A 22,930-nucleotide genomic window follows, 5' to 3' on the forward strand; every position below is an offset into this window, starting at 1 on the left:
GCGGAGCGGGATGGATGGGCGGCGCCCGGCCCGGTCGCCCGCGTGTTCGAGCGCGGCCGGGTCACGCTCCTTGCAGGCCGTCTGGGTGCCGGAAAGAAGGGAATGACCATGCGAACTCTGCTCACGTTGTTGCTCGTCGTCCTGCTCGTTCCTCCCCCATTCCAAACGGCCGCCTGCCCAGCTCCACCACCCGCGCGCGCCGAGGCTGTCGCGGGCGAGGTGCTGTCCGCGGTCCGCTCGAAATACCCGGCTTCGAGCGCCCTCTGCTACTGGCGCGACGCGACGCTCCTGTGGGGCGTGGAGAAGGTGTATGCGACGAATCCGGCGGCCCGGGGGGCGTGGCTCGAATATCTGCAGTCGAGCCTGGATACGGCCATCGGCGAGGATGGGTCGTTCGAGCCGCTCTTGCCAGACGTCGATTTCATCGCCTGCGGGCTCAACTTGCTCTTCCTGTACGAGGAGACCGGCGAAGCCCGGTATCTCGCGGCGGCGAAGAGCATCCACGACTACATGCAGCGGACCTTTCGGCGGGCCGAGGACGGGAGCATTTCACATATTTCTTCCTTACTGGAAGGGTACCAGGGCTCGGTGGAGCTCTGGGTCGACTCGGATTTCCTGCTCCTCACGTTCCTCGCGCGGCTCGGGGAGGCCACGGGTGACGAAGCCATCATCAACGAGGCCGCGCGACAAACGGTCCTGCATATCCAGCACCTCATGGATCCTCGGACCGGCCTGCACGCACACGGCTGGGCGGAGCGGAGCGCCGAGGGAACACTGCCCGCGTGGGCCGATCCGAGCACCGGGCGGAGCCCTGTCTTCTGGGGACGCGGCCATGGCTGGGTCATGGCCGGGCTCTCCGAGGTGCTCCTTCACCTGCCAGAGAGCCACCCTTCCTATTCCTTCATTCTGGAGAGCTACCGGCGAACGGCCGCGGCGCTGCTCGCCGAACGAAGACCCTCCGGCCTCTGGATGACGGTCCTCGGGGCGGAGGGGCTCGAAGGGAATGTCGAAGAGACGTCGGCCTCCTCGCTCATCGCCTATGGAATGGGCGTGGGCGCTCGCATGGGTTGGCTTCCCGAATCACAATATGCGTGCGTCGCGACGGAGACGCTCTCCGCGCTCCTGCCGCGCTGGCAAAACCCCGATCTCTCGCTCGTGAGCACTGGCACCGTCGTGGCCGCGGACCCGGCGAGGTACGTGGTGCGGTTCGATCCGAGGACGAAATACGGCGAGGGAGCATTCCTCGCGTTGCTCTCGTTGTCCCTCGGCCCGCGCTGACGTAATCATCGTATCGACCTACGCGCCGGGGCGCTCAAGGCCCGACCCATACGCCGTTCAGCATGACGCGGCGGACGTCGCGCATGGCGGCGAGGTCCTCGCCGGGATTGCCGCCGACGAGGATCAAATCGGCGATTTTGCCGGGTTCGAGGCTCCCCAGCCGGTCCTGGACACGAAAGAATCTCGCGTTCTCCAGGGTGGCGGCCGAGAGGACCTCGCCCCGCGAGAGGCCGGCCTCGTGCAGGAGCTCCAATTCGCGGACGTACGCGTCTCCGCGCTCGGCGTGAGGCACGTCGGAATGGGAGCCGACCACGATCCGGACGCCGGCGCCGTGCGCGCGGCGGACGAAGCCGAGCATGTTGGTGAAGGCGCGGACCTCGGCGTCATTGCTGCCCCGATCGCCCGGTCGGCGCTCGAAAATGGCGAGCGTAGGCGTGAAGAACGTGCCCTCGGAGACGAGCAGGTCGAGGATCGCCCGGACGCTCGGGGAATCCAGGTCGACGTTGCTCCAGAGCGCATAACGAGCCGGGCCGCGGGCGGCGTTGTCCGCGAGGACAGCCTGCCGGAAAGCCTCGGCCTCGCGGAGCGGCACGATCGCGGTGCCGAACGAAGTGACGTGCTCGACGCCGTCGAGCCCGGCGCGCACGGCGTCCCCCGCGTCCACGATTTCGAGGTGCGCCGTCGTGATGAGGCCCCGCTCGTGGGCAGCCTCGTTGACGGCACGGATGCTGCCGAGGGGCAATCGATAATAGATTTTGATGGCCGACGCGCCCTGATCCGCGAGGCGATGGACGGCCGCGCGCGCCTCGGCCGGATCGAGGACGAGGAGCGCGTCCTTCGGGTGCGCGGGCGGCGGCGCGTCGAGGTGGGGTCCGGTCAAAAAGAGACGCGGAATCGGGGCGGAGGAAGAGCGCACCGGATCATACGCCTCGATCCATGCGCCTGGGTCGCGCAGGGACGTCACGCCGCGCTGGAGGAAGAGGGACGGCAGGGGGATGTCGCCGTCGAGGTGGAAATGGGCGTCGATGAGGCCGGGCAAAACGGATTGTCCCGTCGCATCGACGATCTCCGCGCCCGCAGGGATTTCCACGGCGCCGCGCGGACCGACGGCGAGGATTCGTCCTTCGCGGACGACGACCACCGCGTCGGGCACGGGCGGCGCGCCGCGTCCATCGAAGAGCGTCGCGCCCGTGATGGCCAGGGTTCGGCCACGAGGGGCCTCGGTGAAGCGATTCACTTCCCGCGCGGGCGGCAGGAAATCCATCCGTCCACCGATATCGTGTTGCGCGATCGCCGGGGTTCCGACGCAACCGCCCGCGACGGCGGTGATGCACAACATCCTGGCAATCCGGGGCATCGTGGACCTCCTGGGCAAACGCGCCACGATAGCGCGCCCGCCCAGGAAATCTAAGCCCGCACGGCGGCCCCGCGAGCCCACCGTCCGCGCTTTACGCTGCGAGCGCGAGCACGGCTTCCTTGAAATGCCGAGCGAGCCGCTCGCCGGCAGGAGCATCGGGGAGGCCCAGGGTCGAGACGAGCTCGGGGTCATTTCCAGCCCGCGCCTCGGCCGCCACGATTTCGAGCGTATTCCGCCGCGCGGCTTCCACCCTCTCCCGCGCGGCGGCGTCGAGCCGCGGGCGAATCCATTCGTCGATGGCCCACGCGAGCGAGGCGTGCCGGGCCTCGTCGAGCGCGATGCGGTGCATGGCGCGACGGACGGCAGGATCCTTGGCGGCGCGCGCTTGCCACATGCCGACGAGCACGCCGAAGGTCTCGCGCACGCAGCCCTCGACGGCATTGTCGAGCGCGATGGCCTCGAGCGAGCGCGGGGCTTGCTTTGCGACACTCGGGGCACGGAATTGCCCGCCGTGACGCGACGCGAGCCTGCGCATCACCCGCGCGTGCCGGACCTCGTCGCGTCGCGCGATATCGGCGCGCTCGATGAGCGCGCGCGGCGCGCCGTGATGGACGAGCTCCGCGGCGAGGGCCTCGAACGCGTCGACGCTCGCGGCTTCGAGACGCGCCACGCTCGCGAGATACGCGCCCACGCGCGTCGAGCCGCGGGCCTTGCGGCGCGCGAGCCCCGCGGGACGCCGGCCAATGCAGGCGCCGGACTCCGATTCGATGACCTCGGAGTCGATTTCCTGGACGTTCCCGTCGGCATTGATGTCGAGGAGGTACAGCTCGCGCTCGATCGGATCGCAGATCTCGGTGTATCGCGTGCCGAGCACGTCGAAGCCGGAGCCCGAGGCCCGGACGCCGCCCTCGTCCGTGTTGTTGCAGATGATTTGATACTCCGCGAGCTCAGCGGCGAGCACGGCCTCGCCGGCCGTATCGATGGGTCGGATCAAGGCGAGGACGGCCTCCTTCGTATCGAGGACCTTCACCTCGTCGCCCTTGTTCGTGACCAGGATGTGGCGCGGGCAAAAATCGACGCACTGGCCGATGCGAAAACCTTGGGCCGACGTGGCGGCGGCGATCGCGGCCTCGCACATGGCGACGTTGCTCGCGGAGCCGCACTTGTCCCCGAAGGTCGTGACCACGCGCGGCTCATCCGACCCTCCCTCGCCGATGTTGATGAGCTCCATGTAATCGAGCTCCTCGGCGGTCCGCAAATCGGAGAGGTGACGATCGTTGCCGCACGTGATCGCGGTGAAGCCGTCGGTGTCGATCCCGCAAGCGACGGCGGCGGGCGCGATCGAAAGAGAAAGGACGTGACGCAGAATTCTGCCGACTCGATTGGACCTGGCCATGAGCACCTCGACCCCCGGCACGGCAAGGGCCGTTCCAGCCGGAGAAACGCGGCTTTTCGCGAGGGCGGCCGAAAACTCCCTGGCACCCTTGCCGCTCCATGGCGCGCATCCCTGGCACAGAATGGCAACAGGGACAAAATCGTGCTCACGGGACGAAAATTCGCCGCAAGCACGGGGCGATATCGGTTCGAGCGCGAGGACTCGACGGCCCGATCGTCGGGACGAAAGGCCGGACACGTGCAAAAATTACCAATGTTCGTGTGAGGACGCCATGATGACGCCTCGGGTTGTGCCTTTCTCCTGTCTCTGTTAAAGCCGATCCCATGATCGGGGACATACACCGTCATCTCGGTGGGGTGTTCGAGGGGTGCCCGGATCCACTGTTGCTCGTCGAGGGCGACGTGGTGGTGGCGCAAAATGAAGCGGCCCGCGCAGAGCTTGGCGAGGCATCGTCGCTGCTCGCGCTCTTCGACGCGGCGGATCGGAGCGTCGTGTCGTCGGCCTGCGCGGCCGTGGCGGGCGGGCAATCGACAAAATCGACGTTTTCGGCGCGCTCCGCGGCGGGCACGGCGAAACGCTGGACCGCATGGTCGGTCGGGAACGGTGGGGTATGCGTCCGGATGGACGGCCCCGCGGAGCCCCGCACGGACATTCCAGCGCCGCTCGCTCCCCTCCTCACGAAAGACGAGCCTGTCCCGCTTCGGAGCGTGCTCCTCGGCAAGATCTTCGATCGATTCGAGGGGATCCTCTGGGCGATCGCCAAGGATGGGACGATCCTGGTCTCGGAAGGCAAGGGGCTGGCCCACTTCGGAATCGCGCCGGGCGCGCTCGTCGGTATGAATGCGCTCCAGATCTATCCACCCGGATCGACTGCCCGGGAGGAGACCGAGCGCGCCCTCGCAGGGGAGGAGCTCTACTCGGACAGCATCGAGGGCATGTCCTACTGGATACGTCGTCTCACGCCCGTGCGAGACGCAGCCGGCGACATCACCTCGATCGTTGGATTCTCGCTTCGCGCCAACGAGAACACGGAAGAGACCTTCCAGGCCAAGGCCTTGATCCGCGCGCTCTCGGAGCTGCCCCTCGCGATCTGGGCCATGGACGCGGACGGGACGTGCAAGATGTCCCTGGGAAATGGCCTCAAGGATCTCGGCCTCAAGCCCGGCGAGCTCGTCGGGAAAAACCTCTATGAGCTCTACAGCGGCCGCGAGGATTTCCAGGCGGACATGAAGCGGGCGTTCTCCGGGGAGCAGTTCGTCTCCGAGATATCGCATGTCACGTCGCACTGGCGCAACACGATCATCCCGGTGCGTGACACGTTCGGCGACCGCGTGGTGCGTATCTACTCGGTGGCCGAGAACGTGACCGACCGCGTGGAGTACCAGCGGCGGCTCGAAGAGCATCTCGCGCTGATCCAATCGCAAAAGCAGGCCATCGTCGGTTTGTCGAGCCCGATCATCGAGGTCTGGCAGGGCGTGCTCGTGGTGCCGCTCATCGGCTCGATCGATCAGGCCCGCGCGAGCATCCTGCTCGAACGGCTGCTCACGGAGGTCGTCAGCCGGCAATCGAGCGCGGTGATTCTGGACCTGACGGGCGTGGACACGGTCGACGCGGAGGCGGCGCAGCACCTCTCGAACGTGATGCGCAGCGTGGAGCTCGTCGGCGCGACCGGGCTGCTCTCGGGGATCCGGCCGAGCGTGGCGAAGACGATGGTGGACCTCGGCGTCGACATGCAATCACGCCGCACCTACCCGACGCTGGCTGAGGCCCTGCGAAAGTTGATCGGCGCGCGCAAGCGCTGACGGTTTCTCAGCGGCCCTCGCCATGCATCTCCAGCACGGCTCTCTCATGTAATTTCTTCATGAATGCATTTCGGTCCGGCGCGAGGACGAGCTCCCGGAGGTCGGCCTTTCCGACGAGCAGAACGAGGTAATCGTCCCGGCGCTCGCCGTGCAGATCGCTGCGCAGGGGCGCGGAAAAACCGCCCGGCGCAATGAAAAGGCCGAGGCGCGAGCGATTGAACTTGCGCGAGAGCTTCCACAAGAAGCTCCGGATCTCCGTGGCGCCGGCGGGCCGCGTCCAGTTCTTGCATTCGGCGAGGATGTACGAGGTGCGTTCGTTCACCCAGAAGGGATCGGTGGATTCGTTGCGAATGACGAGGTCGATCTCCTCCTCCTCGTTGCGGCGCCGAGCCGAGGCGTGGCGAAAGCCAGGGATCGTCTTGAAGACGAGGACCATCAGGTCTTCGAGCAGCTTGCCCTTGCGGTTCGGATCCGTCTCGCTCTCGGCCGCGGCCCAGGTGTCGCGAATCGCCGCCTCGGCCTCGTCCGAGGAAAGCTCGCCGAAATGGTGCGCCCGCACGGCCTCGAGCGCATTGCGAAGTTTTGCGAGCAAGAGGACGCGAAAGATCGGGCCTTTTTCGAGGTAATCGTAGGCGCCGTCCTGAAAGGCCCGCGTGACCGCGGCCTCCGTGGCATACCCCGTGACGAGGATGGTCTTCGCGAGCGGCGCGCGTCGGGAAACCTCGGAGACGAGGTCGAGGCCGGTGTCCGGGCCCGTCTTGCCGTCGAGCTTCTGATCGACGAGCACGACGTCCCAGCCGCCCTGATCGAGCCGCACGAGCGCTTTTTCGATCTCGTCCGCAGTCTCGACGAGATATCCCTCGGCGCCGAGCCGCGCGCGATAGAGCTGCAAAAAGCTCGGATCGTCGTCGATGATCAAGATGCGGCCCATCGGTCTCACGCGGCGCTCCTTCCGGCATCCACGGGCAGGCGGAGGACGAATCGAGCGCCGCCGAGCGGGCTCTCCTCGCAATGCGCCTCGCCGCCGAGCTCCGCGCGCGCGACCTCGCGCACGAGCGCAAGCCCCTGCCCCGTCCCCCCGGGACGCAAGGAAAACCCGGGCGCAAAAATCGCCTTGCGATACTCGGGCGGGACGCCCGGGCCGTCGTCGTCGACGGTGACGACGATGGCGCCGCCTCCGTCGAGCGCGGCGGCCACACGAATCTCGGCCGGACGGTCGTCGCGGGCGCGCGCCGCATTGCGGAGCAAATCGACGATGGCCAGGACGAACCGATCGCGGCGGCCACGAACATGCGGGAGGAAGCGGGGCCGGTCGAAAAAAGCCACGCGGCCGAGCTCCTCGGCGAGGGCGGCGAGCGCGTCCTCGATGGCCGCCGCGATGTCGAAAGGTTCGGGCGGAGGGCCGGCGCGCTCGACGACCTGCGCCATTTCGGTCATGAACCGGAAGATGCGATCGACGCCGCCCGTGATGGTGGCGCCGTGCCGATCGACGAGCGTGCCGCGGCCGTCGCGCTGGAGCGAGGCGAAGAGGTCATCGATGGCCTCGCGCACGGGGACCAGGGCATTGCGAATCTCGTGCGCGACCATGCGCGCGTGTCGGGTCATGGCGAATGCAGCGCTCTCGCGCTGGATCAATGCGGTGGCGGCGCGAATGCGGCCGAGGACGGCGGCCGTCTCATCTTGAATGAGCGCGCCCGCGAGGAGGACCATCGGCGTATCGCCCGAGGCGACCTCTGCAAGCAGCTCGGCGCCATTTTCGGTGAGCTCGTAGGTGGTGAGCGCCTCCTCGGCCTCGTCCTCGAACGAAAGGAGGCCGAGCGCGGCGAGGCGATCGAGCGATTGCGGATGCGCGGCCACTTCGCTGCCATACCAGAAGACGCGGAGCCTGCGGGCCGCGACGAGGCGCGCCGCGGCCCCGCGCGACAATCGCCAAGGATCCGAAGGCCCGCGCGATTGCGCGACCTCGACGGCGAGCAGCCAGCGGACGGCATCACGCTCGGGCAAGCCGAGGACGAGCCGGCCAATGGGCGTGAGGAGCGTCTCGCTCTCGGCGCGCCGCAATGCGCGCACTTCGAGCGCATACCGCTCGGGCCAGAGGTTCGGGGTGCGCTCGGGGCGCTGGATGGAAAAAAGGACCTCGCTGGAGAGGCGATCGAGCTCGCGATCGCGGATGCGCGAGCCGGCCGAGTCGGACAAACCGAGCCGGCGGCGGAGGGCGACATCGACGAGCGCATGCAGCTCCGTAGCATTCGCGCCGAACGCGAGGCCGCCTTCCAGCAATCGCTGCATTTCCTGGACGAACGCCCCGAGCTTGTCGGACCAGACGTCGTGCAAACGCTCGATTTTCTCCTCGGGCTCGCCGCGCGCTTCCAGGGCTTCGAGCGCGTCGAGCAGCGTCTTTCGATGCGCGCCGAGGCCCGAGAGCGCCCACGAGGAGCCCTCCGGGCGGTCGAGACAGCGGCGCACGTCGTCGAGGAAAGACACGCCGGAAGGTGATGCCGGGCGCCCGGGTTTGTCAAGTCCGATGCGGGGTTTGTCCGCGGCCCGCGTTTGTCCCCGGCGTTTGTCCCCGGCGCGAGGCGTTATCGCGAGAGAAGCACCACGCCGCCGAGCACCGCCGCGCATACCGTCTCGGCGCGGAGCGTGAGCGGGCCGAACGAGACGCGCGAGAGGCCGGCCGAGGTGCACGCCTCGATCTCGGCCGGCGACAAACCCCCCTCGGGGCCCACGACGAACGCGAGCTCGACCTCCTGGCCGAGGCGCCGAATCGCCGGACCGAGCGGCGCGTCGGCCACGGGATCCAGGCAAAAGCCATGGACGCCCTCGCCCGAGGCGAAGAGCTGCACGGCCTCGATGAGCTCCATCGGCGACGAGATCGCCGGCGCGTCGCCACGGCCACATTGCCGCGCGGCCTCGACCGCGATGCGGCGCCACCGCGCCGCGCGACCGTCTGCGGGGCGGCCCACGGATCGCTCGGCGACGATCGGAACCACGCGGCTCGCGCCGAGCTCGGTCGCATCACGGACGATCGCGTCGAACTTGTCGCTCTTGCACGTGGCCTGGAGGAGCGTCACGCGGCGCGCGGGCAGGAACGTGGCCGCGCGGGGCTCCTCGACGACGACGGAGACGCTTGCACGATCGATCGCGGTGATCTCGGCGTCGGCCTCGATCGCGCGATCGGGATCGAAGAGCACCACGCGATCGCCGAGGCGCTTGCGATGGACGCGCGCGACGTAGCGGGAGGCGTCCTCGTCGAGGATCGAAGACCCCGCCTCGACGCGGGCGACGGGGACACGCAGCGGGCCCCTCATGACGCAGCGAACGCGATCGCGACCCAGTCGTCGCCCGTGCCGTCACCGCGGCGTCGCGTCTCGAGGTAGCGCAGCGGGCGCGCGAGCGAGGTGTACCGCGCGACGATCTCGTCGTGCTCGGCCGCGAGGATGCCCGAGAGGATCAGAAGCCCCGAAGGAGCAACCGCGCGCGTCAAATCCTCCGCGATCGGACGCAGCACGCGCGTCTCGATGTTCGCGAGCACCACGGGGAACGTTTCCGTCACGTGCTCGATCGTCTGCTCGCGAACGACGACGCGATCGGCGAGGCCGTTGCGCTCGGCGTTCTCGCGCACGACGTCGATGACCTCGGGGTCGTTGTCGATCGCGAGCGCGCTCGCGGCGCCGTAGATCAGCGCGACGAGCGCGAGAATCCCGCTGCCCGTGCCGACGTCGAGCACACGCACGCCGGGCAACGAGCTCTTACGATCGTGAAGCATCTCGGCGACGAGCGCGGTCGTCGCATGCAGGCCCGTGCCGAAGGCGCGGCCCGGTTCGAGCTCGAGCACGTGCTCGTCCGCGCGCTTCTTCTCGTAGGCGACCCACGGCGGCACGACGACGATGTCGGACGTGAACTGGAACGGCTCGAAGTGCTGCTTCCAGGCGTCGCGCCAGGCGTCGCCCACGATCTCCTCGATGCGCGGCGCGAGCGAGGGGTCCTCCTCGACGAGCGCCGCGATCGCCTGGTCGGCTTCTTCGCGCGTGGAGAAACTCGCGACGAGGGTCACCTTCCCGGAGCCCGCGCCTTTCGCGAGCGTCTGCTCGTCGCGCTCCTCGACGCCCATGGCGCCGAGATCGAAGAGGTGTGCGCCGAGCTCTTCGGCTCGATCGCGAGGGACGTCGACGGCGACGAACGGATAAACGGGCTCGGTCATTTTGAAGACGAGGTTTTGGCGCGGATCGGGCCTTCGGGCCACCCGAGATCGGCTACTCCGTCACGCGAATCGTCACGGTCGAGGTCCGCTGGTTGAGGAGGAAGTACGTCGCGGCCACGCCGCCGCCCACGACCGCGAGGCCGACGGGCACCCAGAACCACGGGCTCGACAAGACGCCGCCCTTCTGCGCCGCAGGCACGGCGATGCGCAGCGGCGTCGCGGCATCACCACGCGAGGTGAGCGGCAACCCGCCCTTGTCGATCGCTTGCAGGTAGTACTCGACGAGCGGGGGTTTGACCGCGTCGCTCGGGATCTGCGCGCGGAACTCGCCGAGCGTGTAGCTCGCGGGCACGAGGACGAACTTGCCATCGGCGCCCGTGCGATACGCGAGCTGCATCGCACGCACGCGGCCGTCCGGATCCTCGACGCGACCCGTGAGCTTGATCAAGGTCCCCGGCGGCACCTGCGCGGGCGAGGTGTGCATGATGCGGATCGGCTTTTCGGCCGCGGGCGAGTCGATCGTCTCGCGGCCCGGCTTGCCCTCGGCTTCCCACTTCTCGCGCGTCGTCTTGAAGAAGTCCTTGAAGCGCGGCGATTCGGTCGGCGGCAAGGTGTACGTCTCGTCGAGCACGAGCAGCCCGCGCACGGCGGCGTCCGCCTCGTCGACGCGCTTGAGCACGATGTAGTTGTAGGCGAGCAGGCGGTAGATCTCGATCTTCTCCTGCTTGCTCGTGCCGGGGCGGAGGAGCGCGGCGGAGAGCGTCTGGATCGACTCTTCGTACTCGGCGTCGTCGAAGAGCGCGCTGCCGCGCTGGATGAGCGAGGTGACGCTGGCCTTGTCGCCCTTGGGAGCAGCTTGCGCGAACGCAAGGGAGGGCGTCGCGACGACGAACGCAGAATGGCAAGCAGCCGTGAGGGCGAGCGTCGCGGCGAGGCGAGGCCAGACGGAGCGCATGGGCCTGAGGGTAGCCGGAAACGCGCGTCGTTGGCGAGAGCCGTGCGATCACTCGTTCAGCGCGGGTAGTAGGTCCTTCGCGCCTTCACGCTCACGAGGACGCTCATCCGATCCTCGGGCGGAGGCGGGTGTTCACCCGCGCGCAGCACCATCGCGGTGAGGCGGCCGCCGTACACGCAGCCCGTGTCGATGCCCGTCGCGTCACGGTGGATCTGCGGGAGCTCGAGAGCGTTGTGCCCGAAGACGAGATGCGGCGGTCCCACGTACCGCTCGCCCCACAGGGTCGAGCCGCGCCGCTCCTCGGGCACGCCGCTCACGTTGAGCGAACGCACGTACATGAGCGTACGCGGGCTCTGGCGCTCGATCGGCAGCGCGGGATCGACGCCCGCGTGCACGACGCGCAGGCCGTGCTCCGGCAGGTCGAGCCAGAGCGGCAGCGAGGCGAGGAACTCCCAGTGCTTGCGGCGCAGGGCGCGCACGACCTCGCGCTGCAGGCTTCCGAGTTGCGGCACGATGCTCGGAGGCATCTGCCGGTAGCGCAGGAGCCGATCCTCGTGGTTGCCACGCACGACGCGCGCCTGGAGCTTGCGCAGCAGATCGATCGTGCCCGCGGGATCGGGACCACGCACGACGAGGTCCCCCACGGAGACCAGCTGATCGCCCGCGCCGAACCCGATGTGGCCTAGCAGATCCTCGAGCTCGTACCTGCATCCGTGCAGGTCGCCGACCACGACCGTTCGACCCATCACTCCCGCTCAGCCGATCTTGGCGCGCTTGGGGATGACGACGATGCCGCCCTCGCTCACGTACCAGCGCTTCCTGTCTTCCTCGAGGTTGTAGCCGATCTCGGCCCCCGAGGGGACCTCGACGTCCTTGTCGATGATCGCGCGGCGGATCTTGGCATGCCTCCCGATCACGACATTCTCGAAAAGCACGCTCTCCTCGACATGGCTGAAGGAGTTCACGCGGCAGCGGTTCGAAAGGACGCTCCGATGGATGCGGCCGCCGGAGATGATGCAGCCGAGCGAGACGAGGCTCTCGGTCGCGATGCCGACGCGCGCGTTCCACTCGTCGCGGAAGACGAACTTGGCCGGCGGATCGTGGCTCATCGCGGTGCGGATCGGCCAGCGCTGGTTGTAGAGGTTGAAGGCGGGCTGCACGCTGATGAGATCCATCTGCGCGGCCCAGTAGGCGTCGATCGTGCCGATGTCGCGCCAGTAGGCGTTCGAGCCCTCGTCCTCGCCGGGAACGCGGTTCGTCTGGAAATCGTAGACGAACGCGCGCCTGCCGTTCTTGACCATGTACGGGATGATGTCGCGGCCGAAGTCGTGCGCGCTCTGCTCGTTCTTCGCGTCCTGTTCGAGCGCGTCGAGCAGGTGGCCCGTGTTGAAGATGTAGTTGCCCATCGAGGCGAGGGCGAGATCGGGGTGGCCGGGCATCGGCGGCGGATCGGGGACCTTCTCGTGGAAGGCGATGATGCGGCCGCTCGCGTCGGCCTCGATCACGCCGAACTGCGTGGCCTCCTTGCGCGGGACGGGGATGGCCGCGACCGTGACCTCGGCAGAGCGCTCGAGGTGCTCGTCGAGCATCTGGCGCATGTCCATCTTGTAGACGTGGTCGCCGCCGAAGATGCAGACGTGCGTGGGCGACTCGTCCGTGATGACGTGCTGGGTCTGGTAGACGGCGTCGGCCGAGCCCTTGAACCAGCTCTTGCCGGTGCGCTGCTGCGCCGGGATCGTCTCGATGAAGTTGTCGAGCATCGGCGACAAGCGCCACGCACGCGCGATGTGTTCGTCGAGCGACGCGCTCTTGTACTGCGTCAGGATCTTGATCTTGTGCAGCCCCGAGTTGACGAAGTTCGAGAGGACGATGTCGATGATCCGGTAGCGCCCGCCGAACGGAACCGCCGGCTTGGCACGATCCGAGGTGAGAGGACCGAGCCTCCGGCCCTCTCCACCCGCCAGGATCATGACGAGGACACGTGAAGTCTCGAACGGGGCGCGCAGCTTCGTCTCGCGCATGGTTCGTGGAGACTACCCTACCTTCGTGGCCCAGGCGACGCTCGACGACGGGGACGAGTTTGGACGGGCCTGTCGGCCTGCTCGAGCGCCTCATTATGAGGGACCGAGGCGCGTCGGTTCCCCTCCTTCGGCGAATCTCTTTACGCGCCGTGCGCCATCGTGTTAGCCCTTTCCAGCCCAATCCCCCTGCCCCAGGGCGGCAGCCTGTCCCCGAGGGCGTACCCTCGAGCGGCCCGGAGAGACTCATGAACGTCCGACATGCACTCGTTTTCGCCCTCGCCTCCGTGACAGGCTCGGCCGTGCTCGGCTGCGGACCGTCGGAGGAGCCGTACAAGGCCAAGCCCGCCGTGAGCGGCAAAAAGGCCGCGCTCCCCGCCGTGCCGACGCTCCCGCAGAAGCAGAAGAAGACGCCGGACGGCGCGTACACGATCTGGGGCATCACGCACGATCTCCGCAGCCGCGTGCACTTCGAGGACGTCAACGCGAAGCAGGTCTCGATCGTCGGCTACATCGTCAAGACGAACTACGCCGACGCGCCGGCGTGCTCGATCCACAAGACGGGCAAAGGCGATCCGCCGGACTGCAAGGCGCCGATCCCGACCTTCGCGATCGCCGACGAGAAGGGCGAGACGAAGGACATGATCGACGTCATGGGCTGGGCCTCGAACTTCGCCCAGGTCTTCACGCTGATCGAAGCGATCGACAAACAGCCGAAGGGCAAGGAAGGCGAGGCGAAGCTCGCCGACGAGTTCTGGGGCGCGGACCTGCCGAACCCGATCCCCAATGTCGGGGCGAAGGTCAAGGTGACGGGCACCTACGCGGTGACGTTCACGAAGGCGAGCTCCGGCGCCGCCGCGAACCCGAAGTACGGGATCATGACGGCCGAGAAGATCGAGTTCCTCGAGCAGGCGCCGGAGAAGGCCTACCTGCCCGGCATGAAGAAGAAGCCCTGAGCTTCGTCTCCCGTGCGCTCCCCGCGCCCCAGGATCCGGCGGCGAAGGTGGGGGGGGCGAGACCCGAAATACTTGCGGACGCCGGTCGGCATCTGACACGCTCGGATTTGCGCATGGTCTACCGCACCTTCAAAGCAATCGCTCCCCTCGCTCTGCTTCTCGTGGCCGCGGCCTGCGGCGGGAAGACACCCGAACCCGAGACGCCGGTCGACGAGGGCGCCTCGAAAACCGTCGAGACGCCGCCCCCGCCGCCGAAGTGCGAGTCGCTCGACGAGAAGTGCGCCGCGACGAAGGAAACGAGCGCCAAGGTCAAGAGCGCCAAAATCGCCTTCCAACCCGCAGAGAAGTGGACGTACGCGCAGGGCGAGGCGCAGACGATCGCGCAGGCCTCGGAGGAGGGTGCGATCGTCGTGTTCGGCTCGTACACGCCGGACAAGGACGCGAAGAAGGACGCTGCGGCGCGTGAAGCGGCGCTCGCGGAGCTCATCAAGACGACCGCCGTCACCCTGCCGAAGGGCTACAAGGTCAACTGGAAGAAGCCGGACAACACGCAAGAGGTCAACGGCGTCAAGCTCAACGTCTGGACCGCGGCAGGCTCGGAGCGCGCGAAGAAGAAGGGCACACTGCTCGTCTTGCAGGCGCCGCTCAAGGACGGCGAACCCGCGCTGCTCGGCCTGGGCTTCGCGGCCGACGATGACGAGGCCGGCATGGGCGCGGTGAGCAAGGCGATCGAGTCCATCAAGGCCGAATAAGGAACGTCGTGACCGCGCCCCAGCTCTCCCCCGGCTACGTCATCGCGGGAAAATACTCGGTCCAGGCCCTCCTGGGCCACGGCGGCTCCTCGGCCACCTACCGCGTCATCGACGCGACAGGGCGCGCGATGGCGGTGCGTATCTACTCGCCGAACATCGCGCAACGCCCCGAAGTGATGACGATGATCGAGCAGATCTACACGGCGACGAACGGGCTGCCGCCCGACGCCGTGCTGCCGGTCCTCGACGCGGGCTACGATCCGCAGACCGCCGCGCCCTTCACGGTGACGGAGTTGTCACCAACGCCGTCGATCGCGCAGCTCGTCTCGCAGCGCCCGCTCTCGCCGCAGGAGGTCGCGCAGATCGCGCAGAACATGGCGCGCACGCTGGACAACGCCCACGTGCGGCAGCTCATGCACCACGCGCTCAAGCCGACGAACGTGTTCGTCGCGCCGCAAGGCTTCGCCGTGCGCGTCATGGACTTCGGCGCGGGCCTCGCGCGGAGCTACGTCCAGACGAACGAGGGCTACGCGATCGCCGCGCCCTGGGTCGCGCCCGAGCAGATGCAAGGCGGCGCGCCCGCGGGCCCCGCAGCCGACGTGTTCGCGATGGGCCTCGTGCTCTTCTACGCGCTCACGGGCCGGCCGTACTGGCGCTCCTGCCAGGGCGCGCAGCCCGACCTCGCCTCGTGGCAACACGAGCTCGTCGGCCCTCGCCAGCCCGCGTCGCAGCGCGCGCAGGAGCTCGGCGCGATGGTCTCGCCCGTGCTCGATGCGGTCTTCAACCGCGCGCTCGCGCTCGATCCGAACGAGCGCTTCCGCCAGGCCAGCGAGCTCGCCGTGGCCTTCTCCGCCGCGGCGAACATGCCCGAGATGGCCACGAGCGCGACCATCGCGTTCCCCGCGATCGGCGGCGCCGATCCGATGGGCCCGACGGCCGCGGTGCCGGTGTACCAGCCCGTCGGCTCGAATGATGGCTCGGGCTACCCGCCGCCGCCTCCGCCCGGAGGGGGCATGGGCGGCCCCGGCATGGGTGGTCCCGGCATGGGTCCGGGCGGGCCGGCGAACGCGGATATGGGCATGGGCATGGGCATGGGCATGGGCCCGGGCCCCGGCCCGGCGGCGCCGACGACGGCGGCGCCGCGCCTGCCGATGGATGCCGGCGGCGGCTCGAAGAAGCTGCCAATCATCATCGGCGTCGCGGCGGTCCTCTTGATCGGCGGCGCGGTGGGCGCGTTCATCATCGCGGGTGGCAAGGACAAGAAAGAGGGCGAGGACCCGAACGCGCCGATCGCCATCACGCCGACGGGCGCGCCGACCACGACCGGTGACAGCACGGCGGCGCCCCCGAGCACAGGCGAGACGCCGCCGCCCACGCCGCCGCCCGCGGCCGAGGAGGTCGAGGTCGCGATCAAGTGCAGCCCGGGCTGCGACACGATCAAGGTCGACGACAAGGCGATCGAGGATCCGTCGACGCTCAAGCTCGCGCCGGGCGCGCACAAGGTCGAGCTCTCGAAGGCCGGGTACGTCACGCAGAACGACGACATCACGATCGAGGCCGGCAAGAAGTTCGAGAAGGAATACAAGCTCGCCGAGGCCCCGAAAGAGACGGCGCAGGCCGCGAACACCGCGAAGTCGAGCGGCAGCGGCGGCGGCAGCACGACGAAGACGAACCCCACGCCGACGACGAAGCCGACGAGCACGGCGAAGACCGGCACGAAATGCACGGGGGTCGGTCTCTTCAAGAAGTGCAAGTAATCGTTCGACGCTGCATTTCCCCCGAGGCGGCCCGCTACGTTTTCCCTTCGTAGCGGGCCGTTTCGATTTCGGAGCGACGTCCGTCCGTCCCATCTGGTCAAAGCCCGGCTCGGGCCCCACGCTCGCCCTGGATGCACGCGGCGGCTCGTCCGCCGTCGGGGGAATTGCGCGCGGAGAGGCCTCTCCGCGCCGTGAAAGGGGGACATCATGGCAATGGCGAAACGACTTCGGATCGGCTCGCGGCGGCTCGCGGGCCTGGCGCTCGGACTCCTGTCGTTCGTTTTCCCGGCCGCTTCCTCGCAGGCCAAGACCGCGGAGAAGAGCAGCGGCGCCGGGGCGCAGGAGGGCGACAAGGCGCAGGCGAACATCGTCCTGCAAGAGCAGCTCACGGAGTTCATCACGACGAGCGGCGAGGGCAAGATCGTGGCGAAGCCGGACGCGATGCGCGCCGAGCTCGGGGTCGAGGTCCAGGCGAAGACGCTGGATCAGGCGCAGAGCGAGCTCGCGCGCAAGATGGCGCTCGTGACGAGCGCGATCGAGAAGCTCGGCCTCGAGGGCCTCACGTTGCAGACCGAGACGCTGGAGATCCATCCGGTCCAGAGCAAGCCCGAGGCCGGCCGCGCGCCGAAGATCGTCGGCTATCGCGCGCAGAACACGCTGTCGGTCACGCTGCGGCTCGCGGAGGCGCAGGCGCTCGGGACGCAGGCCGCGAAGGTCATCGACGCGGCCGTCGGCGCGGGCGCGAACGTGGTGGAGGGGATCTCGTTCTTCCTCGCGCGCCCGGAGGAGGCGCAGGCCAAGGCGTTGCACCTCGCGGTCGTGGACGCGGAGCGGAACGCGAAGATCCTCGCGGCTTCGTCGGGCGTTCGGTTGCTCGGGCTGCACAGCCTGGATGGCTCGCAGGGCCGGCTGACGCCGATCTGGCGCGACGCGGGCATCGCGAAGGCGTCGCGCGAGCTGAGGACGACGATCGAGCCGGGTGAGCTCACGATCACGGCGACCGTGGCGGCGCGGTACCACTTCGCGAACCAGTAACCGATCGTGCAGCCGCGCGAGGCGCCGTGCAGGCTTCGGCCGGTCGGCCCTCGCGCGGCGCTTCTTTGATGGCGTTCGCCTTGCCAAGCGCGGCGCGGGTCACGAGAATGCGCCGCCCGTGGCCGTCTCGATCCATCCGCTCGCGCACGTCGATCCCGGGGCGAAGCTCGGCGCGGACGTCGTCGTGGGCCCGTTCGCCGTGATCGAGGGCGACTGCGAGATCGGCGACGGCTGCCGCATCGACGCGCACGCGGTGATCGCGGCGGGCAGCAGGATCGGGCGTCGCAACGTGGTCCATTCGTTCGCGGTGCTCGGCGGCGCGCCGCAGGATCGAAGGTACGCGGGCGAGCCGACCACGCTCGTCGTGGGCGACGACAACGTCTTTCGCGAGCACGTGACAGCGCACCGCGGCACCGGGCATGGCGGCGGCGTGACACGCATCGGAAGCGCGGGTCTCTTCATGGTGGGCGTGCACGTCGCGCACGATGCGATCGTGGGGGATCGCGTGACGCTTGCGAACGGGACATTGCTCGCGGGGCACGTCGTGCTCGAGGACTACGTGGTGACCGGTGGTCACGTAGCCGTCGCGCCGTTCGTCCGCGTGGGCGCGCGCTCGTTCCTCGCGGGTGGATCGATGGTCGAGCGCGACGTGCCGCCGTTCGTCATCGCCGAGGGAAACCGGGCGCGTGTGCGCGCTTTGAACCGCGTCGGGCTCGAACGAACGGGCGTGCCGCTCGAATCACGTGTCGCGCTGAAGCGGGCCTTTCGTGCGCTCTTCGTGGGGGATCTTCCGCGCGCCGAGGCCCTCGCGCGGATCGAATCCGATCCGGATCCGTTCGTCCGCGAGCTCGTCGCGTTCCTTCGCGCGCCGCCCCGTCGTTAGGGTGAACGGCGGTTTGTCGAAACGAGCGCGCAGCCGGTTGCACGCACGAAAGACCGCTGGCACCGCGATGATCCGCCGCTCGATCGCGCGTTTGCCCGGAACATCCATGAGCACGAGCCCGATGAAGAGCGTGAGCAGCCCTTGTCCTGGCACGCCGGGCAGGGAGAGCACGATCCCCAGAATGACCAGGAAAAACCCGAGCAAGTTCTTTCCGGCGATCCCGAGGGCGCGCTGCCAGGCCGGACGATCGGCGAGGAACCGACCCGGGCCGCGCGTCTCCTCGAAATGATCCGGCTCCAGCCGGACGATCACGAGCGCCACCACGGCCAGGCTGAGCGCGAGGCTCACGCCGAAGACCCCCACGCCCACGAAGATCTGCGATGCGTGGATTTCTAGCGTATGGAGCAAATTCATCCGGCCCGCGCACCCCACCCGACCAACAACCGCGCCTCGCCTAGATTCCCTGTCATGTAGCGCACGCCGTCACGCGGGCAAGGTGCGGGAGGGCTCGTCAATCCGGGCGTTTTGGACGAAGCTCCACGTATGATCGAGGCAGCGAAAGCGCGCCTCCGCGCGCGAGAAGAAGCAGCACTCGCGTTGCTCGAAGCGCTGGTCGAGGTGAACTCGTTCACGGACAACGTGCCGGGCGGGACGCGTGTGGGCGAGATGCTCGCGGCGGAGCTCCGCGGGCTCGAAGGCGTGAGCTCGGTGCGGTCCCACGCGAGCGCAAGGTACGCGCCGCACTGGGTCGCGAGGACGGAGGCAGCGGAGGAATCGGCCGCGGGGTGCGTGGCGATCGTGGGGCACCTCGATACGGTGTTTCCGCCCGGGACCTTCGAGGGATTCCGGCGCGAGGGACCGATCGCGCGGGGCCCTGGAGTGCTCGACATGAAGGGCGGGCTCGTGGTGGTGCTCGAAGCGCTGCGCGCGCTCGCGCACGTGGGCCTACTCGCGCGCGTGCCGATCCGCGTGGTGATCGTGTCGGACGAAGAGGTCGGTTCGCCCGAGGGGCAACGTGTGATCGCCGAGGAGGTCGCGGGCGCGCGCGCGGCGCTCGTGTTCGAAGCGGGGCGCGCGAAGGATCTCGTGATCACGTCGCGCAAGGGAACGGGCAGCGCGCACATCGTCGCGACGGGCAAAGCGGCGCACGCGGGCAACGCGCATGCGGACGGCGCGAATGCGATCTGGGCGCTCGCGCGGTTCATCGATCACGCGCAAAAGCTCACCAACTACACGCGCGGCGTGACCGTGAACGTGGGGACGATCCGCGGCGGACACTCGAAGAACACGGTGCCCGATCGTGCCGAGGCCGAGCTCGATTTCCGCTACGAGCGGCGCGCCGATGGAGACGCGCTCCTCGTCGCGCTCGCCGAGGCCGCGAAGGAAGTGGCGGTTCCTGGGACGACGATCACGGTGACGGGCGGCATCGCTCGATCGTCGCTCGAGCGCACCGCGGCTTCTGTTGCGCTCTACGAGGCATACGCTGCGTGCGCGCGGGCCGCGGGGCTCGGAGACGGCGAAGCACCGCTCGTGGGTGGAGGCTCGGATGCGGCGACGACGGCGGCGTTCGGCATCCCTTCGATCGACGGACTCGGGCCGCGCGGCACGGGATTTCACACGCTCGACGAGCGCATCGAGGTGGCTACGCTCGTGCCGAAGGCGGAAGCGATCGTGCGGTTTTTGCTGGGCTGCATGCAGAAGTTCGACACGGACGGCTTGTTGCGATCTTCTTGAGGCGCGACCGTCCTTCTGCGATCCTGACGGACGACAACCGTGCAGGGTCCGGCGAGGTATGAGCTGCGAGACCGGGCGAGGTGCTCGGGCGGCCTCGTTTTGTGCACGTGCGGGGCTTTGAGGGGGGACGCATGAGCTCGCTCGGGGACGTAGGGGCGGGACACACGCTAGGGCGGTACGAATTGCTCGTGCCGATCGCACAGGGCGGCATGGCCGTCGTGTGGGCCGCGCGCATGAAGGGCACGCGCGGCTTCCAGAAAATCGTCGCGGTCAAGACGATGTTGCCCGAGCTGTCGCAGGATCCGCAGTTCGAGGACATGTTCCTCGCGGAAGCGGGCCTCGCGTCGCGCATCCGGCATCCGCACGTCTGCGAGATCCTCGATCTCGGCGAGCAGGATGGACTGATCTACATCGTGATGGAGTGGATCGACGGCGAGCCGCTCAGTCAGCTCGCGCGCGCGGCGCGGCAAAAGGGCGGGGTCCCGATGCTCATCGCGATGCGCCTCTGCCTCAACGCCGCGCTCGGGCTGCACGCCGCGCACGAGCTGCAGGATGAGCTCGGCACGCTCGTGGGGCTCGTGCACCGCGATGTCTCGCCGCAGAACATCCTCGTCACGTACGACGGCGTCGTGAAGATCGTGGACTTCGGCGTCGCCAAGGCCACGGCCGTCTCGGACACGGGCGCGACGAAGGACGGGCAGCTCAAGGGCAAGGTGCCGTTCATGTCGCCCGAGCAGGCGCTCGGAAAGGCCGTGGATCGCCGCACGGATGTCTTCGCGCTCGGCATCGTGCTCTACCAGCTCCTCGCCTCGAAGCACCCGTTCCGTGGAGACAACGACATGATCACGCTGCGCCGGATCTGCGACAAAGATCCGGCGCCCTCACTCGCCTCGGCGATGCAGGACTGCCCCGAGCTTTTGAACGGCATCGTCATGAAGGCGCTCGAGAAGGACGCCGACAAGCGCTACCCGTCGATGGCGGAGTTCGCGCGCGCGATCGATCGCGGGATCGCGGAGCTCAAGCTCGCGGGGCAGCCCGACGAGGACGTGGTCGCGTTCGTGAAGGCCATGCTCGGCGAGCGCGCCGAGAAGCGACGCACCGCGATCAAAGAAGGCCTCAAGGTCGCCGACGAACGCGCCGAGCAACGCGAGCAGCTCAAGGCGCAGCGCGCCGCGCTGCTCGCGCAGGCGCGGGCAAACGGAGGGACGATCCCGCCGGGCCTGCTCGGCAATCGCATGCCCACGATCCCGCCGGGGCTGCAGTCGATCCCGCCGCCGCCCGGAACGATGACCGACGTCGCCACGATCGCGCACGGCCGCGCGAGCCTGATGCCGGGCGCGCTCACCGCGACGCAAGGCGCGCCCTCGTCGCCGACGGCCGCCGCGATCGTCGCCGATGTCGACGCCGCAGCCTTCACAGGAGGCGGCAAGAAGAAGCTCGCCGTGGTGTTCGCCGCGATCGGCGCGCTCGCGATCGGCGGCGCGGTCATCGCGTTCTCCCAAGGATCGACGCAGCAGGAAGCCGCGACGCAGCCCGCAGCCACGCAGGTGTCCGCGGCGCCCACGCCCGCGCCCACGCCGACCCCCCTCCCCCCGCCCGTCGCGAGCGCCGCGCCTGCGACGAGCGCGACGACGCAGCCCACGACGCACAACCCCGGCGCGGGGACGACGAAGACCACGACGACACCCACCGGCGCCACGAAGACGCCGAGCACGAAGAGCACCGGCACCACGAAGTCGGGCAGCCAGGACAACCTGCCCAAGGTGCGTGATCCGGGGTTCTGAGCAGCGCGCCTGATCGTTTCACGTCCAACGGGTTCGCCAGGACGAACCGTCAGGCGAGGACCGCGAACTTCAGGTACCGGCCTTCGAACCACGCGGGCAGCGTGGGGTGATCGGGCGGCTGACCGTGCATGGCCACGAGCGAGAGGTCGTCCCGGCCGAGCGCGGCGTCGTCGAGCGTGCCGAGAAAATCCTCGGCCGAGACGTGGCTCGAACAAGAGGCCGCGCAGAGCAGCCCGCCGGGCGCCAAGACCTTGGCGAGCGCGCCGTGGAGCTTGCGGTACGCGGCGAGCGCGCGTGGCTTCGTTCGCTCGTTTGGCGCGAAGCTCGGCGGATCCGAGACGATGAGGTCGAACTTCTCCCCACGACGCGCCGCGGCTTCGAGGAAGGCGAAGGCATCGGCCGTGACGAACGCGTGTTTCGCCGGGTCGAGCCCGTTCGCGCGGAACGAGCGTTGCGCGGTCGCGTGCGCGGCGGCGGCGACGTCGACCGAGGTCACGTGCGCGGCGCCGCCGAGCGCGGCCGCGACGGAGAAGCCGCCTGCGTAGCTGTAGAGGTTGAGCGCGCGGGCGCGACGGGCGCCGAACGAGCGCACGCGGGCGCGGTTGTCGCGCTGATCGAGGAACGCGCCCGTCTTCTGCCCGTGCGCGAGGTCGACCTCCATCGCCATGCCGTTCTCGCGGACGATCACACGGTCCTCGGGCTCGTCGCCGGCGAGCGGGCGAATGCGACGATCGCCGGCCTCGTCGCGGGCGCGGCGGAGCGCGACGCTGCGCACGCCGCGCCGCGCGAGCGAGCGCTCGAGCTTCGGCGCGAGCTTCTCGATCCACGGATCGAGGTGATCGCCGTCGAGGCGAACGATCGCAACGTGCGCGTACCTGTCGATCACGAGCCCGGGCACGTGGTCGCCTTCGCCGTTGCAGAGCCGGTAGGCGTCGGTGTCGGGCCCGACGAACGCCTCACGACGCGCGAAGGCGCGCTCGATCCGCTCGACGAGCGCGCGCTCGTCGAGGCGCCCGCTC

The 22,930-nt window shown here is 68.8% G+C and carries 19 protein-coding genes; 9 read left to right on the top strand and 10 right to left on the bottom strand.

Features of this window, described 5'->3' with window-relative positions; genetic code table 11:
* The first annotated feature begins 108 nt into the window (after positions 1-108).
* Complete coding sequence (locus KEG38_RS49280; protein ID WP_272419713.1) at positions 109-1,278, top strand: glycoside hydrolase family 88 protein; 1,170 nt, start codon at positions 109-111, stop codon at positions 1,276-1,278.
* A gap of 34 nt (positions 1,279-1,312) precedes the next feature.
* Here the strand turns inward: KEG38_RS49280 and KEG38_RS49285 are convergent, their stop codons facing one another.
* Together KEG38_RS49285 and KEG38_RS49290 are read right to left on the bottom strand one after the other, a co-directional pair.
* The gene (locus KEG38_RS49285; RefSeq protein ID WP_272419712.1) at positions 1,313-2,635 is read right to left on the bottom strand and encodes an amidohydrolase family protein; all 1,323 of its coding nucleotides are present in this window, start codon (positions 2,633-2,635) and stop codon (positions 1,313-1,315) included.
* 91 nt (positions 2,636-2,726) lie between these two features.
* Positions 2,727-4,031: a ferritin-like domain-containing protein gene (locus tag KEG38_RS49290; RefSeq protein WP_272419711.1), complete on the bottom strand. Its 1,305-nt coding sequence runs from the start codon at positions 4,029-4,031 to the stop codon at positions 2,727-2,729.
* A gap of 323 nt (positions 4,032-4,354) precedes the next feature.
* Here KEG38_RS49290 and KEG38_RS49295 point away from each other — a divergent pair, with 323 nt between their 5' ends.
* Positions 4,355-5,833 (top strand): STAS domain-containing protein, encoded by a 1,479-nt coding sequence (locus KEG38_RS49295; RefSeq protein WP_272419710.1) that lies wholly within the window; start codon positions 4,355-4,357, stop codon positions 5,831-5,833.
* Positions 5,834-5,840: 7 nt separating this feature from the next.
* Here KEG38_RS49295 and KEG38_RS49300 read toward each other — a convergent pair whose 3' ends face one another.
* From KEG38_RS49300 to glgC, 7 genes are all read right to left on the bottom strand, one after another.
* Complete coding sequence (locus KEG38_RS49300; protein ID WP_272419737.1) at positions 5,841-6,764, bottom strand: response regulator; 924 nt, start codon at positions 6,762-6,764, stop codon at positions 5,841-5,843.
* Positions 6,765-6,769: 5 nt separating this feature from the next.
* Positions 6,770-8,317 (bottom strand): sensor histidine kinase, encoded by a 1,548-nt coding sequence (locus tag KEG38_RS55900; RefSeq protein ID WP_272419709.1) that lies wholly within the window; start codon positions 8,315-8,317, stop codon positions 6,770-6,772.
* Positions 8,318-8,415: 98 nt separating this feature from the next.
* Positions 8,416-9,144: an RsmE family RNA methyltransferase gene (locus KEG38_RS49310; RefSeq protein ID WP_272419708.1), complete on the bottom strand. Its 729-nt coding sequence runs from the start codon at positions 9,142-9,144 to the stop codon at positions 8,416-8,418.
* Positions 9,141-10,037 (bottom strand): 50S ribosomal protein L11 methyltransferase, encoded by an 897-nt coding sequence (locus KEG38_RS49315; protein WP_272419707.1) that lies wholly within the window; start codon positions 10,035-10,037, stop codon positions 9,141-9,143. Before KEG38_RS49315 ends, KEG38_RS49310 begins: the two co-directional genes overlap by 4 nt.
* A 52-nt stretch (positions 10,038-10,089) precedes the next feature.
* Positions 10,090-10,992, bottom strand: a complete 903-nt coding sequence (locus tag KEG38_RS49320; RefSeq protein ID WP_272419706.1) for a hypothetical protein — start codon at positions 10,990-10,992, stop codon at positions 10,090-10,092.
* A 56-nt stretch (positions 10,993-11,048) separates the two neighbouring features.
* On the bottom strand, positions 11,049-11,738 hold the full coding sequence (locus KEG38_RS49325; RefSeq protein WP_272419705.1) for a metallophosphoesterase: 690 nt from the start codon (positions 11,736-11,738) through the stop codon (positions 11,049-11,051).
* A 9-nt stretch (positions 11,739-11,747) separates the two neighbouring features.
* Positions 11,748-13,013, bottom strand: coding sequence for a glucose-1-phosphate adenylyltransferase (glgC, locus tag KEG38_RS49330; RefSeq protein WP_272419704.1), 1,266 nt, complete (start codon positions 13,011-13,013; stop codon positions 11,748-11,750).
* Positions 13,014-13,258: 245 nt separating this feature from the next.
* Here glgC and KEG38_RS49335 point away from each other — a divergent pair, with 245 nt between their 5' ends.
* The 7 genes from KEG38_RS49335 (at position 13,259) to KEG38_RS49365 (ending at position 21,911) form a co-directional block, all read left to right on the top strand.
* On the top strand, positions 13,259-13,966 hold the full coding sequence (locus KEG38_RS49335; protein ID WP_272419703.1) for a hypothetical protein: 708 nt from the start codon (positions 13,259-13,261) through the stop codon (positions 13,964-13,966).
* A 113-nt stretch (positions 13,967-14,079) separates the two neighbouring features.
* Complete coding sequence (locus KEG38_RS49340) at positions 14,080-14,718, top strand: hypothetical protein (RefSeq protein ID WP_272419702.1); 639 nt, start codon at positions 14,080-14,082, stop codon at positions 14,716-14,718.
* Positions 14,719-14,726: 8 nt separating this feature from the next.
* On the top strand, positions 14,727-16,475 hold the full coding sequence (locus tag KEG38_RS55905) for a serine/threonine protein kinase (RefSeq protein WP_272419701.1): 1,749 nt from the start codon (positions 14,727-14,729) through the stop codon (positions 16,473-16,475).
* Positions 16,476-16,682: 207 nt separating this feature from the next.
* Positions 16,683-17,510: an SIMPL domain-containing protein gene (locus KEG38_RS49350; protein WP_272419700.1), complete on the top strand. Its 828-nt coding sequence runs from the start codon at positions 16,683-16,685 to the stop codon at positions 17,508-17,510.
* Between the two features lie 118 nt (positions 17,511-17,628).
* A complete protein-coding gene (gene lpxA / locus KEG38_RS49355) occupies positions 17,629-18,393 on the top strand; it encodes an acyl-ACP--UDP-N-acetylglucosamine O-acyltransferase (protein ID WP_272419699.1) in 765 nt (254 codons plus the stop codon).
* A 543-nt stretch (positions 18,394-18,936) separates the two neighbouring features.
* Positions 18,937-20,127 carry a M20/M25/M40 family metallo-hydrolase gene (locus KEG38_RS49360; RefSeq protein ID WP_272419698.1) on the top strand — a complete coding sequence of 397 codons (1,191 nt, stop codon included), beginning with the start codon at positions 18,937-18,939 and terminating at the stop codon, positions 20,125-20,127.
* A 131-nt stretch (positions 20,128-20,258) separates the two neighbouring features.
* Positions 20,259-21,911, top strand: a complete 1,653-nt coding sequence (locus tag KEG38_RS49365) for a serine/threonine protein kinase (RefSeq protein ID WP_272419697.1) — start codon at positions 20,259-20,261, stop codon at positions 21,909-21,911.
* Between the two features lie 49 nt (positions 21,912-21,960).
* Here KEG38_RS49365 and KEG38_RS49370 read toward each other — a convergent pair.
* On the bottom strand, positions 21,961-22,930 hold a 970-nt coding region (locus KEG38_RS49370; RefSeq protein WP_272427906.1), incomplete at its 5' end, for a class I SAM-dependent rRNA methyltransferase.

The sequence above is a fragment of the Polyangium jinanense genome (genome assembly GCF_028435265.1).
GTDB classification, from domain to species: domain Bacteria; phylum Myxococcota_A; class Polyangia; order Polyangiales; family Polyangiaceae; genus Polyangium; species Polyangium jinanense.

Bases quoted from the DNA above. Each gene is read 5' to 3' on its own strand.
- KEG38_RS49280 (WP_272419713.1), top strand. From the start codon at position 109: ATGCGAACTCTGCTCACGTTGTTGCTCGTCGTCCTGCTCGTTCCTCCC.
- KEG38_RS49285 (WP_272419712.1), bottom strand. From the start codon at position 2,635: ATGCCCCGGATTGCCAGGATGTTGTGCATCACCGCCGTCGCGGGCGGT.
- KEG38_RS49290 (WP_272419711.1), bottom strand. From the start codon at position 4,031: ATGGCCAGGTCCAATCGAGTCGGCAGAATTCTGCGTCACGTCCTTTCT.
- KEG38_RS49295 (WP_272419710.1), top strand. From the start codon at position 4,355: ATGATCGGGGACATACACCGTCATCTCGGTGGGGTGTTCGAGGGGTGC.
- KEG38_RS49300 (WP_272419737.1), bottom strand. From the start codon at position 6,764: ATGGGCCGCATCTTGATCATCGACGACGATCCGAGCTTTTTGCAGCTC.
- KEG38_RS49310 (WP_272419708.1), bottom strand. From the start codon at position 9,144: ATGAGGGGCCCGCTGCGTGTCCCCGTCGCCCGCGTCGAGGCGGGGTCT.
- KEG38_RS49315 (WP_272419707.1), bottom strand. From the start codon at position 10,037: ATGACCGAGCCCGTTTATCCGTTCGTCGCCGTCGACGTCCCTCGCGAT.
- KEG38_RS49320 (WP_272419706.1), bottom strand. From the start codon at position 10,992: ATGCGCTCCGTCTGGCCTCGCCTCGCCGCGACGCTCGCCCTCACGGCT.
- KEG38_RS49325 (WP_272419705.1), bottom strand. From the start codon at position 11,738: ATGGGTCGAACGGTCGTGGTCGGCGACCTGCACGGATGCAGGTACGAG.
- glgC (WP_272419704.1), bottom strand. From the start codon at position 13,013: ATGCGCGAGACGAAGCTGCGCGCCCCGTTCGAGACTTCACGTGTCCTC.
- KEG38_RS49335 (WP_272419703.1), top strand. From the start codon at position 13,259: ATGAACGTCCGACATGCACTCGTTTTCGCCCTCGCCTCCGTGACAGGC.
- KEG38_RS49340 (WP_272419702.1), top strand. From the start codon at position 14,080: ATGGTCTACCGCACCTTCAAAGCAATCGCTCCCCTCGCTCTGCTTCTC.
- KEG38_RS49350 (WP_272419700.1), top strand. From the start codon at position 16,683: ATGGCAATGGCGAAACGACTTCGGATCGGCTCGCGGCGGCTCGCGGGC.
- KEG38_RS49360 (WP_272419698.1), top strand. From the start codon at position 18,937: ATGATCGAGGCAGCGAAAGCGCGCCTCCGCGCGCGAGAAGAAGCAGCA.
- KEG38_RS49365 (WP_272419697.1), top strand. From the start codon at position 20,259: ATGAGCTCGCTCGGGGACGTAGGGGCGGGACACACGCTAGGGCGGTAC.